The organism is Streptomyces sp. NPDC023573 (genome assembly GCF_055559735.1).
On sequence record NZ_JBVHKB010000002.1, the window covers coordinates 358,837 to 373,654 of the forward strand.

The window sequence follows — 14,818 nt, forward strand, 5'->3', positions numbered from 1 at the left end:
TTCCTGTGTTTCCAAGCCTGGATCAGGCCCGCACGTCCCGCCACGCGGCCGGTACCGCGTCCGCGACGTCCTGTGCGGTGACCGGCGCCCCGTCGGAGGTCCGGCGGGCCGCGAGCCCGTGCAGATAGGCGCCCACCGACGCGGCGTCGCGCGGGGCGAGGCCCGCGGCCAGCAGCGAACCGGTCAGCCCGGAGAGCACATCGCCGCTGCCGGCCGTGGCCAGCCAGGACGTCCCGGTCGGATTGACCCGCACGGGCGTGTCCCCGGGCTCCGCGACGAGGGTCGTCGAGCCCTTCAGCAGCACCGTGGCGCGGTAGCGCGAGGCCAGCTCCCGTACGGCGGCGAGCCGTCCCGCCTCCACCTCCTCGCGCTCCACGCCGAGCAGCGCGGCGGCCTCACCGGCGTGCGGGGTGAGGACGGTGGCGGCGGTCCGCTCCCGCACGGCCCCGGCGTCCATCAGCCGCAAACCGTCCGCGTCGACCAGCACGGGGACCTCGGCGGCCAGCACGTCGGACACCGCGGTGGCCGCCTGCGCGCCGTCCCCGAGCCCGGGCCCGACCACCCATGCCTGGACGCGCCCGGCCTTCGACGGCGGCCCGGGGTGCACCAGCGTCTCCGGGAAACGGGCGATCACCGCGTCGGCCCCGGGACCCGCGTACCGCACGGCTCCGGCGCCGCCCCGCAGCGCCCCGGCGACGGCGAGCACGGCCGCGCCCGGGTACCGCTCCGAGCCGGCGGCCACGCCGACGACCCCGCGCCGGTACTTGTCGCTCTCGGCGTCGGGTACGGGCAGCAGGGCGGCCACATCGGCGTACTGGAGGGCCTCCAGGTCGGGCCGGGCGGGCAGTTCCGCCGCCAGCCCGATGTCCACCAGCCGGAGGGCGCCCGCGTGTTCGGCGGCCGGGTCGATCAGCAGCCCCGGCTTGTACGTGCCGAAGGTGACCGTCGCGTCCGCCCGTACGGCCGCGCCGAGCACCTGGCCGGTGTCCGCCTCGACCCCGCTCGGCAGGTCCACCGCCAGCACGGGCGCGTGGCCGCCGGTGACCGCGCGGACCAGCTCGGCGGCCTCGGGGCGCAGACCGCCCCGCCCGCCGATCCCGGTGATCCCGTCGACGACGAGGTCGACGGGGCTCAGCCCTTCGGGGCTGTCCAGGACCTGCCCGCCCGCGGCCAGCAGGGCGGCGAGTGCGGCCCGGTGGACCTTGTCGGGCGAGGTCAGCAGCGCCCGTACGCCGGCTCCGCGCCGGGCCAGCCGGGCCCCCGCGTACAGCGTGTCGCCGCCGTTGTCGCCGCTGCCGACGAGGAGCAGCACCCGGGAGCCGTACACCCGCCCGTTGCGCCGGAGCAGGTCACCGCAGGCCACCGCGAGTCCGGCGGCGGCGCGCTGCATCAACGCGCCTTCCGGCAGCCGTGTCATCAGCGCCTGCTCGGCGGCCCGTACGGTCTCAACGCTGTACGCATGTCGCATGTGCTCAACCCTCCGCGATCACCACGGCCGACGCCACCCCCGCGTCGTGGCTCAGCGATACGTGCCAGCTGCGCACGCCCAGCTCGGCCGCCCGTGCCGCGACGGTGCCGGTGACCTCCAGCCGAGGCCGTCCGCTCTCCTCGACGCAGACCTCGGCATCGGTCCAGAGCAGCCCGCCCGGTGCTCCGAGCGCCTTGGCCAGGGCCTCCTTCGCGGCGAACCTGGCCGCCAGCGAGGCGATGCCCCGCCGCTCCCCGCCGGGCAGCAGCAGCTCCCGCTCCAGGAAGAGCCGCTCGGCCAGCTGCGGCGTACGCCGCAGGGCGGCGCCGAAGCGCTCGATCTCCGCCACATCGATCCCGACCCCAATGATCACGCGCTCTCACTCACTCATTCGACTGTCACGGACTTCGCCAGATTGCGCGGCTGGTCCACCTCGTTGCCCCGGGCGGTCGCCAGCTCGCAGGCGAAGACCTGCAACGGCACCGTGGCGACCAGCGGCTGAAGCAGCGTAGGCGTAGCCGGGATCCTGATGAGGTGGTCGGCGTACGGGACGACCTCCTCGTCGCCCTCCTCCGCGATGACGACGGTACGGGCCCCGCGGGCCCTGATCTCCTGGATGTTCGACACGATCTTGTCGTGCAGCACCGAGCGGCCGCGCGGCGACGGCACGATGACGACGACCGGCAGGCCCTCCTCGATCAGGGCGATCGGCCCGTGCTTGAGCTCCCCCGCGGCGAAACCCTCGGCATGCATGTACGCGAGCTCCTTGAGCTTCAGCGCGCCTTCCATGGCCACCGGGTAGCCCACGTGCCGGCCCACGAAGAGCACGGTGTCGTGGCCGGCCAGCGAGCGGGCCAGTTCGCGTACCGGCTCCATGGTCCCGAGCACGCGCTCGACGGCGCCGGAGATCTCGGAGAGCTGGCGCACGACGGTGCGGATCTCGTCGCCCCACTTGGTGCCGCGCACCTGTCCGAGGTAGAGGGCGACGAGGTAGCAGGCGACGAGCTGGGTCAGGAACGCTTTGGTGGAGGCCACGGCGACCTCGGGCCCGGCGTGCGTGTAGAGGACGGCGTCCGACTCCCTGGGGATGGTCGAGCCGTTGGTGTTGCAGATGGCGAGGACTCTCGCTCCCTGCTCACGGGCGTGCCGGACCGCCATCAGCGTGTCCATCGTCTCGCCGGACTGCGAGATGGCGACGACGAGGGTGCGCTGGTCCAGGATCGGGTCGCGGTAGCGGAACTCGCTGGCGAGCTCCGTCTCGCAGGGCAGCCTGGTCCAGTGCTCGATGGCGTACTTGGCGATCATCCCGGCGTGGAAGGCGGTCCCGCAGGCGACGACGACGACCTTGTCGACCTCGCGCAGCACCCCCTGCGGAATGCGGACCTCGTCCAGGTGGAGGGCGCCCGAGCCGTCGATCCGGCCGAGCAGGGTGTCTGCGACGGCCTTGGGCTGGTCGGCGATCTCCTTGAGCATGAAGGAGGCGTAGCCGCCCTTCTCGGCGGCCGACGCGTCCCAGTCCACGTGGTATTCGCGTACGTCGGCGGGCAGCCCGTCGAAACCGGTGACCGTCACCCCGTCCCGGCCCAGCTCGACCACCTGGTCCTGGCCGAGCTCGATCGCGTCCCGGGTGTGCGCGATGAAGGCGGCGACGTCGGAGGCGAGGAACATCTCCCCCTCCCCCACGCCGACCACCAGCGGCGAGTTCCGCCGGGCCCCGACGACCACGCCGGGCTCGTCCGCGTGCACGGCGACCAGCGTGAACGCGCCCTCCAGCTGCCGGCACACCTGCCGCATGGCCTCCGCCAGGTCACCGCCGGACGAGTACGCCTCGGCGAGCAGATGCGCCACCACCTCGGTGTCGGTCTCGGAGGTCAGGTCATGCCCACGCCCGGCCAACTCCTCCCGCAGCGCTGCGAAGTTCTCGATGATCCCGTTGTGCACGACGGCGACCCGGCCCGCGTTGTCGAGGTGCGGGTGCGCGTTGGCGTCGGTGGGCCCGCCGTGCGTGGCCCAACGGGTGTGCCCGAGCCCGGTGTTCCCGGCCGGCAGCGGCCGGTCCTTGAGCTCCTTCTCCAGATTGAGGAGCTTCCCCGCCTTCTTGGCGGAGGCCAGCCCCCCGTCCGCGAGGACGGCGACCCCGGCGGAGTCGTACCCCCGGTACTCCAGCCGCTTCAGCCCCGCGACAACGACATCCTGCGCCGACTGCGCACCGACATAACCCACGATTCCGCACATATCGGCACCATAAGGCCCGCACCGCCCCTCTGCCCGGCTTCCGACATGCCCGAGCGGCCCGGCTGCGGGGGCGCGCCCGCCGGCCTCACCGGGCGGCGACTACGGGCGGGAGAGCGCCGACGGGACGCCGGCAGCACGTTCTCCTCCACGCGGTGACCACTCCTGCTTTGCGGCGCCCGGGAGAACGAACCCTGGTTTCCGTCGGGCCGTGAACCTTTCCCGCCCCTGCGGGTAACAGCGGGTGCCAGACTCACCGACCGGACCGCTGGAGGCGCTGTGCCCGGAAGACGACCACCGCCCCCGGGCGGGCCGGACGACGCCGAGGTGATCACCCGATCCCTCGACGATCCGGAGCTCTTCGCCGGGCTGTACGACCGCCACGCGGCGGACATCCACCGCTACACCGCCCGCCGCCTCGGGGAGGGCGTGGCGGACGACATCACCGCCGAGGTGTTCCTCGTCGCGTTCCGTACGCGCGCCCGCTACGACTCCTCCCACCGCCTCGCCCGTCCCTGGCTGTACGGCATCGCCGCCAACCTCATCGGCAAGCACCGGCGCAGCGAGGTGCGGGCCCTCAAGGCCCTGGCGCGTACGGGTGAGGACCCCGTCGCCGCGTCCTGGAGCGAGCGCTCGGACGACCGGATCGCCGTCCAGGCGCCACTGGCCGGCGCGCTCGCCGCGCTCTCCCCCGGTGACCGGCACGTGCTGCTGCTGGTCGCCTGGGCCGACCTGGGCTACCAGGAGGTGTCCGAGGCGCTCGGCATACCGCTCGGCACCGTCCGCTCCCGTCTCAACCGCGCCCGCCGCAAGGTCCGCGAGGCGCTGCGCATCGACCCCTCGTTCACTTCGGCCCACCAGGAGCTGAATCCCTCATGGACGAAATGACCCAGCTGCGCGAACTGCGCGCCGACGCCCCGACGCCGGGCCGTGCCGCCCTCGCTCCCGGACGGCAGCGACTGACCGACACCATCGCGGGCAAGCGGCGGGGCCGCAGGCTGCGGGCCGACTGGCGGATCGCCTCGGCCGGCGCGGCCGTGGCGGTCACCGTGGCAGCCCTGCTCGGCAGCCAGCTGCTCGACACCTCCGACCCCCGCGACGCGGGCCCCGCCACGACGGCCGGCAGTCTCGATCTGTCGGGTCCCGCCGAGACCCTGGGCCGGGCGGCCGACCATCTGGAAGGTCTGAAACCTCCCCCCGAGCCCCGCGACGACCAGTGGATCTACACCGAGCGCGCTGTGGGATCCATGAGCCTGAAGACCAGTGAGAAGCACGCGGTCGAGGTCCAGCACGAGCCCGCTGCCTGGACTCCGTACGGCAACGACGCGGCGGAGAAGGACCAGTCGGACGACGACCTCTCGGCCCGTGAGATCTACCGGTTCGCCAACGACCTGCCCGAGGACCCCGCCGCCCTGCTGGCCAAGGTCCGTGAGCGCTATCCCTCCGGAACCGACACCCCCGAGAGCAAGGCGGCGCAGACCTTCCGCGGACTGGGTGTGCTCGTCGGGTCCTACCCGATCGCCCCGGACGCCCTCGCCCGCATCTACCGGGCGATGGCCACGGTCCCCGGAGTGGAGATCACCGACCACCTGGTCAAGGACGTGGTGGGCCGTGAGGCCATCGCGGTCACCCGGGACGAGGAGGGCACCCACCAGCGCCGCGAGATCCTCCTGTCCCCGTACGACTACAGCTACACGGGCATGCGCTTCGTGGTCACGGAGGATCACGAGATGAAGCTGCCCGAAGGCACCAAGGGTTTCGACCCGAAACTCACCGCAGGCGACGCCACCCTCACCGAGGCCCGCACGGCCGCAGCCGTCGTCGACTCCAAGGGCGCCAAGCCCTGAGCCGCGCACGGCCCCGTTCCTCCCGGCCGGGGGCCCGGTGTCCGCCACAGGGGTGCGGACACCGGCCCCCGGCCCGGGACGCCGCGCGGCCGTGTGCCCGGCCCCGTCCCGGGCGCTCCGCCCTCGCGTGACCACACCCACGTGACCGACCCCACCCTCCACTCCGTCGGAACTCCCGCAACAATGAGTAGGTGATCACCTCAGCCGCACGGAGCCCCCGCCGCACCGAGCACGCGCCGACGCCCTACGTCGACCTGACCCGGGCCGAGTGGAGCGCGCTGCGTGACAGGACTCCGCTGCCGCTGACCGCCGAGGAGGTCGAGAAGCTGAGGGGACTCGGCGACGTCATCGACCTCGACGAGGTCCGGGACGTCTATCTGCCGCTCTCCCGGCTGCTCAACCTCTACGTCCAGGCCACCTCGGGCCTGCGCGGCGCCCTGAACACGTTCCTGGGGGACGCCGGCAACGGGCACGGGGAGCAGCGCGGTACCCCGTTCGTCATAGGGGTCGCCGGAAGTGTCGCCGTGGGGAAGTCCACCACCGCCCGCATCCTCCAGGCACTGCTGGCGCGCTGGCCGGAGCACCCCCGGGTGGAGCTGGTGACGACCGACGGGTTCCTGCTGCCGATGAAGGAGCTGGAGTCACGGGGGCTGATGTCGCGCAAGGGGTTCCCCGAGTCGTACGACCGGCGGGCGCTGACCCGGTTCGTCGCCGACATCAAGGCCGGCAAGGACGAGGTGACGGCCCCCGTCTACTCGCACCTGATCTACGACATCGTGCCGGGTGAGCGGCTGACCGTACGCCGCCCCGACATCCTGATCGTCGAGGGGCTGAACGTGCTGCAGCCCGCGCTGCCCGGCAAGGACGGCCGGACCAGGGTCGGGCTCGCCGACTACTTCGACTTCAGCGTGTACGTGGACGCGAGGGCCGAGGACATCGAGGCCTGGTACCTCAACCGCTTCCGCCGGCTGCGCGAGACGGCGTTCCAGAACCCGTTCTCGTACTTCCGCAAGTACACGCAGGTCTCCGAGGAGGAGGCCCTGGACTACGCGCGCACGATGTGGCGGACCATCAACAAGCCCAATCTGCTGGAGAACGTGGCGCCGACGCGCGGCCGTGCCACTCTGGTGCTGCGCAAGGGGCCAGACCACAAGGTCCAGCGTCTGTCGCTGCGCAAGCTCTGATCCCGGAAAGGGTGCACCGTGCTGCATCTGCGCCTCATCGTGCCCGCCGACCGCACCGACGAGGTCCTCGGGCTGATCGAAGGGACCGTGGGCACGGCCCATGTCGCGGTGCTCGCGGGCGCCGCCCGGAGTCCGGTGGGCGATGTGGTCCTGTGCGACGTGGCGCGGGAGGCCGGTGACGAACTCATCGGCGCGCTGCGGAAGATGGGCATCGACGACTGCGGTTCCATCACGGTCGAGAACATGGACCTCACCCTCTCCAGGCGCGCCGACGAGGCCGAACGCGCGGCGCCCGGCGAGGGCGCGGACGCGGTGCTCTGGGAAGAGCTGAGCGAGGTGACCCACGAGGAGTCGACGTTCAGCGCCACCTATGTGGCCTTCCTCGCCGTCGCGACGATGCTCGCGGCCTGCGGTGTGATGCTCGACAACGCGATCCTGATCGTGGGGGCGATGGCGGTGGGCCCGGAGTTCGGTCCGCTGGCCGGGATCTCCACGGCTCTGGTGCAGCGCGCGCCCCGGCTGGTGGCGCGCTCGCTGTGGGCGCTGATCGGCGGCTTCGCCGCGGCGATGGTGCTGACGGCCGGGTTCGCCTGGCTGATGGACGCGTTCGGGCTGTTCGACGCCGACATGGTCACCGCGGACCGGCCCAACACGGGCTTCATCTGGCACCCGGACTGGATGTCGTTCGTGGTGGCGCTCCTGGCCGGCGTCGCGGGGACGCTCTCGCTGACGTCGGCGAAGTCCGGGGCGCTGATCGGCGTGGCGATCTCGGTGACCACCGTGCCGGCCGCCGCCAACGCCGCCGTCGCCTTCAGTTACCAGGACTTCGCACAGACCTGGGGGTCGTCGCAGCAACTGCTGGCCAACCTGGGCGGCATCCTGGTGGCGGGGACCCTGACCCTGCTGATCCAGAAGGCGCTGTGGAAGACGAAGCGCCGGCCGACTCCGGTGGACCGCAGGACACCGAGCGCTTCCGGGCGGGTGTGACCGCGCGGGAGGTGCCGGACCGGCAGCTTCGGGGGCTCTGAAGCTGCCGCACACCGCACAAGCGGAGACCGTGCGGCCGGTGGCACGCTTTTGCACATGACCGAATCCCCGGAAGTGATCTGCCGCCCCTCACGGAGCCGCGCCCTGTGGGTCCTCGTCGGGCTCGGTGCGGCCGGGGCGGTCCTGGCAGCGGTGCGCGCGGTGTACGGGGGCGGGCTCCTGGACGTATGGGCGGCCCTGGGAGCACTGCTCGCGCTGCTGGGCCTCGTCTGCCTGTACGCGGCGAGCGTCCGGGTGGGCGCGGACTCCTACGGCCTGCGCTCCTGGACGCCGCTGCGTCGCAGGAACATGCCGTGGTCCGAGATCGCCGACCTGCGCGTCTACGTCCAGTACGGGCGGAACCAGGAGTTTCACCGCGTCAGCGTGCTGCTGCGCGACGGACGCACGCCGCGGCTGCCCCTGCCGATGAGCGCGTCCTCCGAGGACCGCCCGGAATTCGACGCGAAGCTGGACGCGCTCCGCGCGCTCCACCGCCGCCACGGAGACCCGGAGTCGGACCACGTCCCCGTCCTCTCGTACCGCACCGCCGGGCGTGGCTCGACGGTGTCACTCGTCCTGTGCGGGCTGTTGCTCGCGGGTGCGGTACTGGCCGCGCTGTTCGTCCCGGTCGTCGAGGAGGAGAAGGCGGCGTGGACGTCGGCCACGCCGTGCGCCGCGGGCACTCCGGCCGCTGAACGCGGGGAGTGCCTGACCACGCTCCGTGCGGTGATCTCGCGGGTCGAGGTCGGCCAGGCGAAGCAGGCCAGTCAGCTGTTCTTCGACGGCGACAGGCCGCTGGACCACATCGAGGTGTCCAGAGAGGGCGCCCGGGGCTTCCAGCCCGGCGACAACGTCGAAGTGACCCTGTGGCGGCATCAGGTGAGAGAGGTCACCGGCGAACACCACGTGTGGAGCGAGCACTTCACCGGCGCCGGCGAAGTGGCCGTCGTCGCGGCCCTGTGCGCCCTCGGCGCGGGCTACCCCGGCGCCCGGTTCCTGCTGCGCCGGCGCGGGCGCCGACTGCCCGACGACGAGGTCCTCCCGTCGGCCCTGCCGTTCGCCGCCGCGCTCACCGGTACCGCCCTGTGGCTGCTGCCGCTCTGCTACCGGCACCCCACGGGCCTGCCCGGCTCCCCCACGGTGATCGCCTGGGCGGCCTCGGGAACCGTGGTCACGCTGGGGCTCCTCACCTGGGCCTGGCGCACCACACGCGTCCGTACGCCCCGAGAGGGCAAGGGCATCGCGACGGGAGGAGAGTGCGCCGGGGAGAAGGAAGAGGTGTTCCTGGCCGCCCGTTTCCTCGAACACACCGACTACAACCCGAACGGCTTCGGCACCCACATCGTCCTGGGGGACGGCCCGCCCTCGGTGACCCCCGGCCGGGGCAGGTTCGCGGCGAGACGGATTCCGGTGGAGCGGCTCACCGTCGGGGACGTGCGGCGCGTCCGGGGCAGCGACGGTGACACCGTCCCCCGGAGCTGGCACATCGCCGAGGTCGACGACGCGGGGCGTCCGGTCCGTCTGGCGGCCGCACCAGCCGACCTGGTCCGCGTCACCGCCGAGCTGGAGCGGGCCCGACGCGGGAAGGACCCGGCCACCGGGCCGGGTCTCTCCAGGAGTTGAGCGCGTGTCAGCCGAGCGCGGACTTCACCACGTCGGCCAGCTGCCCCGCCACGGCGCGCGCCTGCTCCAGGTCGGCGGCCTCGACCATGACCCGTACGAGCGGCTCGGTGCCCGACTTGCGCAGGAGTACGCGACCGGTGTCACCCAGCGCGTGCTCGGCCTGGGACACGGCGGCGGCGACCTCGGGCGAGGTGTCCACGCGGGACTTGTCGACGTCCGGCACGTTGATGAGGATCTGCGGGAGGCGCTGCATCACACCCGCGAGGTCGGCGAGCGTACGTCCCGTGGCGGCGACCCTGGCCGCGAGCATCAGCCCGGTCAGCGTGCCGTCACCCGTCGTAGCGTGGTCCAGGACGATGACGTGCCCGGACTGCTCGCCGCCCAGCGCGAAGCCCTCGGCCTTCATCGACTCCAGGACGTAGCGGTCGCCGACGGCGGTCTGGACGAGCTGGATGCCCTCCCGCTCCATCGCCATCTTGAAGCCGAGGTTGGACATGACCGTACCGACGACCGTGTCCTTGCGCAGCTGGCCGGCGTCGCGCATGGCGAGGGCGAGCACCGCCAGGATCTGGTCGCCGTCGACCTCCGCGCCGGTCGCGTCCACGGCCAGGCAGCGGTCCGCGTCGCCGTCGTGCGCGATGCCGAGGTCCGCGCCGTGCTCGACGACGGCGGCGCGCAGCAGCTCCAGGTGGGTGGAGCCGCAGCCGTCGTTGATGTTCAGGCCGTCCGGCTCGGCACCGATGGTGACGACCTCGGCCCCGGCCCGGGCGAACGCCTCGGGCGAGACGCGGGCGGCGGCGCCGTGTGCCTCGTCGAGGACGACCTTCAGTCCGTCGAGCCGGTTCGGAAGAACGCCGATGAGGTGGGCGACGTAACGGTCGAAGCCCTCGGTGTAGTCGGTGACGCGGCCCACGCCGGCGCCGGTCGGACGGCTCCACGGCTCACCGGTGCGGTGCTGCTCGTAGACCGTCTCGATACGGTCCTCCAGCTCGTCGGCGAGCTTGTGCCCGCCGCGCGCGAAGAACTTGATGCCGTTGTCCGGCATCGCGTTGTGGCTGGCCGAGAGCATGACGCCGATGTCCGCGCCCAGCGCGCCGGTGAGGTAGGCCACGGCGGGGGTGGGCAGCACCCCGACACGCAGCACGTCCACACCGGCGCTGGCCAGGCCCGCCACGACGGCGGCCTCCAGGAACTCTCCGGACGCACGGGGGTCGCGTCCCACCAGCGCGGTGGCCCGATGCCCCTCGAAGGTGCCCGCTTCGGCCAGTACGTGCGCCGCCGCGACCGAGAGCCCGAGCGCGAGCTCGGCCGTCAGGTCCGCGTTGGCGACGCCGCGCACGCCGTCCGTGCCGAAGAGTCGTCCCACTGGTGTCCTCCGAAGGTGCTCCGAAACCGCAAAAAACCAAAGTAATCAAAACAGGGCGAAGCGAGGCAAGGCACAACAAAGAAGGGTGCGCCTGAGGCCGCTGACCCTATGAACGTGCAAACGTCTTATGCCGTTATACGCCCGCGCGGGTTGATAGACGAACGCCCCAGCAGCACGAGGTGTGCCGCCGGGGCGAACGTGTGACGCGGACGAGCAGGCGATTTAGCGCTTGCTGTACTGCGGGGCCTTACGGGCCTTCTTGAGACCGGCCTTCTTGCGCTCGACCGCACGGTCGTCGCGGGAGAGGAAGCCGGCCTTCTTCAGCGTGGCGCGGTTGTTGTCCGCGTCCGCCTCGTTCAGCGCGCGGGCCACGCCGAGGCGCAGGGCGCCGGCCTGACCGGAGACGCCGCCACCCGAGATGCGGGCGATGACGTCGTAGCGGCCGTCGAGCTCGAGCACCTTGAAGGGCTCGTTGACTTCCTGCTGGTGCACCTTGTTGGGGAAGTAGTCCTCAAGGGTGCGACCGTTGATCTTCCACTTGCCGGTGCCCGGGACGATCCGGACGCGGGCGATGGCGTTCTTGCGGCGGCCCAGGCCGGCCGCGGGCTGCGGGTCGCCGAAGCGGCCCGCGAGCGACTCGGAGGTGTACTCACCCTCGACGGGGACCTCCGACTCGAAGGTGGTCACCTCGGCGAAGGTCTCTTCGCCCTCGGTGCCCTCGACGGGCGTCTCTGCAGTGGTCTCGGCCACGATTCTCCTCAGATCTTTCTTTTACGTCTTAGGGGGGAGGCCGGAACTACTGCGCGACCTGGGTGATCTCGAACGGGACCGGCTGCTGCGCAGCGTGCGGGTGCTGGTCGCCCGCGTAGACCTTCAGCTTCGAGATCATCTGACGACCCAGGGTGTTCTTGGGGATCATGCCCTTGATGGCCTTCTCGATGGCCTTCTCCGGGTTCTTGGAGAGAAGCTCGTCGTAGCGCACCGAACGGAGACCGCCCGGGAAGCCCGAGTGGCGGTACGCCATCTTCTGGGTCTTCTTGTTGCCGGAGAGGTGAACCTTCTCGGCGTTGATGATGATGACGAAGTCGCCCATGTCCATGTGGGGGGCGTAGATCGCCTTGTGCTTGCCTCGGAGGAGGTTCGCGGCCGTGGTGGCCAGACGGCCGAGGACGATGTCCTCAGCGTCGATGATGTGCCACTGGCGAGTGACATCGCCGGGCTTGGGGCTGTACGTACGCACTTCGTAGCCTTCGCTTCTTCAGTGGATGAGGTCCAGACACATGGCACCCCTGAAGCGATCATGCAGCTGGGGCCCACAAATGCCGGGAAACGCCCGTATGCGAGCCACTGGTAACTGCTCCAGAGAACCTACGTAAGGGCTCTTCGCGTGAGAACGACAGAGCCGATACGTATAACAACCCCTGACAGTACCCGCCCCACCTGGGACGGGTCAAAACGCTCCGGCCCTACCGCTGCCGCTGGACCCTGCGCTCGTCCCAGACCGGCTCCGTGGACTCCCGGACCACCCCGTCCGAGCCGAAGACCAGATAGCGGTCGAACGACTTCGCGAACCAGCGGTCGTGGGTGACGGCCATGACCGTCCCGTCGTACACCTCGAGACCGTCCTGGAGGGCCTCGGCCGACTCCAGGTCCAGGTTGTCCGTCGGCTCGTCCAGCAGCAGCGCGGTCGTGCCGGCCAGCTCCAGGAGCAGGATCTGGAACCGCGCCTGCTGCCCGCCGGACAGCCTCTCGAAGGCCTGGTCGCCCTGGCGCTCCAGCTCGTAGCGGCGCAGCACGGACATGGCGCCGCCGCGGTCCTTGGCGTGCTCCGTCCAGAGGATCTCGACGAGCGTCTTGCCCAGCAGCTCAGGATGGGCGTGCGTCTGCGCGAAGTGGCCGGGCACGACCCGCGCCCCGAGCTTCCACTCACCGGTGTGCGCGACCGGCTCCCCGGCCAGCAGCCGCAGGAAGTGCGACTTCCCCGACCCGTTCGAGCCGAGGACCGCGACCCGCTCCCCGTAGTAGATCTCCAGGTCGAACGGCTTCATCAGACCGGTCAGCTCCAGGTTGGCGCACGTCACCGCCCGCACCCCGGTCCGCCCGCCGCGCAGCCGCATCCGGATGTCCTGCTCACGGGGCGGCTCCGGCGGCGGCCCCGCCTCCTCGAACTTCTTGAAGCGCGTCTGCATCGCGTGGTAGCGGTTCGCCATGTCGGGGCTGTTCGCCGCCTGCTGCCGCATCCGCAGGACGAGCGCCTTCAGCCGGGCGTGCTCCTCCTCCCAGCGCCGCAGGAGCTCCTCGAAGCGAGCGAACCGCTCCTTACGGGCCTGGTGGTACGTCCCGAACCCGCCGCCGTGCACCCAGACGTCCGAGCCGGCGGGGCTGGGCTCCACGCTCACGATCTTCTCGGCGGCCCGCGAGAGCAGCTCCCGGTCGTGGGAGACGAAGAGGACCGTCTTACGGGTCTCCTTGAGCTTCTCCTCCAGCCACCGCTTGCCGGGTACGTCGAGATAGTTGTCCGGCTCGTCCAGGAGCAGCACCTCGTCCGGGCCCCTGAGCAGCGCCTCCAGGACCAGCCGCTTCTGCTCACCCCCGCTGAGCGTGCGCACCTCGCGCCACTGCGCCTTCTCGTACGGGACGCCGAGCGCGGCCGTGGTGCACATGTCCCACAGCGTCTCGGCCTCGTACCCCCGCGCCTCCGCCCAGTCGCTCAGGGCCTGCGCGTACGCCATCTGCGCGGCCTCGTCGTCCACGGTGAGGATGCGCTCCTCGGCCGCGTCGACCGCCTTCGCGGCCTCCCGGATCCGGGGCTGGGCCACCGAGACCAGCAGGTCGCGGACGGTCCGCTCGTCCCGTACGGAGCCCACGAACTGGGCCATCACGCCCAGTCCGCCGCTCACCGATACCGAGCCGCCGTGCGGCTGGAGCTCCCCGGCGAGCAGCTTCAGCAGCGTCGTCTTGCCCGCCCCGTTCGCGCCGACCAGGGCGACGACGGCGCCGTCGGCCACCCGGAACGAAGCGTCGCCGAGCAGCACCCGTCCGTCCGGTAGGTAGTACTCCAGATGGCCCGCTTCAAGATGTCCCATGCACAGCATTGTCACGGCATCCGAACCGTTGACCCAACCGGATTACGGTCGGTCTAGGATTCGCCGCATGAGCTTTGGGCAAGGGGGGTCCTCCTGGGGGCCGGGAGAGAGCCGGACTCCGGACTGGGCGGCGCTGGCCGACCAGTCCGCTGCACGCGGCAGGCGCAAGAAGTGGCTGATGATCGGCGGCGGCGCGCTGGCCACCGCCGCGGTGGCCGCGATCGTGGCCACCGCCGTCATCACCACCGACGGAGGCGGCGCCTCCGGGTCGGACAAGAACGCGAGCGAGCTGCCGGCCCCCGCCGACCTGCCCTCGGAGACCTCCGCGCCGGAGCCCTCCTTCTCCTCGGTGGCACCGCCGCCCCCGCCGGACCCGAAGGACTACATAGCCGACGAGAAGAAGGACAAGGCCCCGGTCGACGTCAACGCCTTCTTCCCCGGCAGGACACTGACCATGGGCGACCGCGTCTACGCCAAGGGCGCCACCGCCCGTACGGCGAACTGCGCCGCGACGACCCAGGGCGCGCTCGGCTCGATCCTGGAGAACAACGGCTGCGACCAGGTCATCCGCGCGACGTACAGCAAGGGCGGCGTGGCCGTCACCGTCGGACTCGCCGTCTTCGGCACCGAGACGGAGGCCAGGAAGGCGGCCCAGCAGGCGTCCGGCGGAGTCGCCTCGCTCAGCGGTTCAGGAGTCCCCACCTTCTGCCGCGGCGGATCCGTCTGCCGGCGCACCGCCAACTCCTACGGCCGTTACGCCTACTTCACGATCGGCGGCTACACCAGCGGGAAGAACGTCACCACCTCGTCCAAGGACGCGTACAAGGTGGGTGACGACCTGACCGACTTCACCTTCCGCCAGATCCGTCACCGCGGCGAGGTCCAGGCTTCGGCGGCCGCAGGGGCCCCCGTCGTCTGACCGCCCGTGCCGTGCCTCCTCCCCCCACGCACCAGTCCCCGTCCCTCCCCTCGACCGAGGACCCGCA

At 71.6% G+C, this 14,818-nt stretch carries 13 protein-coding genes; 6 read left to right on the forward strand and 7 right to left on the reverse strand.

Going from position 1 to position 14,818, the window contains the following annotated elements; genetic code table 11:
- Positions 1 to 22: 22 nt before the first annotated feature.
- From ACZ32T_RS08105 to glmS, 3 genes are read right to left on the reverse strand one after another with little or no spacing between them, the layout of a single operon-like run.
- Positions 23 to 1,468, reverse strand: a complete 1,446-nt coding sequence (locus ACZ32T_RS08105) for an NAD(P)H-hydrate dehydratase (protein WP_467266650.1) — start codon at positions 1,466 to 1,468, stop codon at positions 23 to 25.
- 4 nt (positions 1,469 to 1,472) lie between these two features.
- Entirely contained in the window at positions 1,473 to 1,841 is a 369-nt protein-coding gene (locus tag ACZ32T_RS08110; RefSeq protein ID WP_467266652.1) for a holo-ACP synthase, read from the reverse strand.
- A 14-nt stretch (positions 1,842 to 1,855) separates the two neighbouring features.
- Entirely contained in the window at positions 1,856 to 3,703 is a 1,848-nt protein-coding gene (gene glmS / locus ACZ32T_RS08115) for a glutamine--fructose-6-phosphate transaminase (isomerizing) (protein ID WP_356714208.1), read from the reverse strand.
- Positions 3,704 to 3,979: 276 nt separating this feature from the next.
- On the opposite strand from glmS, the gene ACZ32T_RS08120 reads away from it, so the two are divergent.
- From ACZ32T_RS08120 to ACZ32T_RS08140, 5 genes are all read left to right on the forward strand, one after another.
- Positions 3,980 to 4,588 (forward strand): RNA polymerase sigma factor, encoded by a 609-nt coding sequence (locus tag ACZ32T_RS08120; protein ID WP_467266654.1) that lies wholly within the window; start codon positions 3,980 to 3,982, stop codon positions 4,586 to 4,588.
- Positions 4,576 to 5,547: a CU044_5270 family protein gene (locus ACZ32T_RS08125; RefSeq protein WP_467365928.1), complete on the forward strand. Its 972-nt coding sequence runs from the start codon at positions 4,576 to 4,578 to the stop codon at positions 5,545 to 5,547. The genes ACZ32T_RS08120 and ACZ32T_RS08125 overlap by 13 nt, the downstream gene beginning before the upstream one ends.
- A 191-nt stretch (positions 5,548 to 5,738) precedes the next feature.
- Complete coding sequence (gene coaA, locus ACZ32T_RS08130) at positions 5,739 to 6,731, forward strand: type I pantothenate kinase (protein WP_467266658.1); 993 nt, start codon at positions 5,739 to 5,741, stop codon at positions 6,729 to 6,731.
- Positions 6,732 to 6,749: 18 nt separating this feature from the next.
- On the forward strand, positions 6,750 to 7,718 hold the full coding sequence (locus ACZ32T_RS08135) for a DUF389 domain-containing protein (RefSeq protein WP_467266660.1): 969 nt from the start codon (positions 6,750 to 6,752) through the stop codon (positions 7,716 to 7,718).
- Positions 7,719 to 7,814: 96 nt separating this feature from the next.
- Positions 7,815 to 9,380, forward strand: coding sequence for a PH domain-containing protein (locus tag ACZ32T_RS08140; protein ID WP_467365930.1), 1,566 nt, complete (start codon positions 7,815 to 7,817; stop codon positions 9,378 to 9,380).
- Between the two features lie 7 nt (positions 9,381 to 9,387).
- Here the strand turns inward: ACZ32T_RS08140 and glmM are convergent, their stop codons facing one another.
- From glmM to ACZ32T_RS08160, 4 genes are all read right to left on the reverse strand, one after another.
- Positions 9,388 to 10,746, reverse strand: a complete 1,359-nt coding sequence (glmM, locus tag ACZ32T_RS08145; RefSeq protein ID WP_467266664.1) for a phosphoglucosamine mutase — start codon at positions 10,744 to 10,746, stop codon at positions 9,388 to 9,390.
- Between the two features lie 222 nt (positions 10,747 to 10,968).
- Complete coding sequence (rpsI, locus tag ACZ32T_RS08150) at positions 10,969 to 11,496, reverse strand: 30S ribosomal protein S9 (protein ID WP_356714199.1); 528 nt, start codon at positions 11,494 to 11,496, stop codon at positions 10,969 to 10,971.
- A 46-nt stretch (positions 11,497 to 11,542) separates the two neighbouring features.
- Positions 11,543 to 11,986 (reverse strand): 50S ribosomal protein L13, encoded by a 444-nt coding sequence (gene rplM / locus ACZ32T_RS08155; protein WP_401513061.1) that lies wholly within the window; start codon positions 11,984 to 11,986, stop codon positions 11,543 to 11,545.
- A 226-nt stretch (positions 11,987 to 12,212) separates the two neighbouring features.
- Complete coding sequence (locus ACZ32T_RS08160; RefSeq protein WP_356714198.1) at positions 12,213 to 13,832, reverse strand: ABC-F family ATP-binding cassette domain-containing protein; 1,620 nt, start codon at positions 13,830 to 13,832, stop codon at positions 12,213 to 12,215.
- Positions 13,833 to 13,899: 67 nt separating this feature from the next.
- On the opposite strand from ACZ32T_RS08160, the gene ACZ32T_RS08165 reads away from it, so the two are divergent.
- A complete protein-coding gene (locus ACZ32T_RS08165; protein ID WP_467365932.1) occupies positions 13,900 to 14,751 on the forward strand; it encodes a hypothetical protein in 852 nt (283 codons plus the stop codon).
- Positions 14,752 to 14,818: the final 67 nt, after the last annotated feature.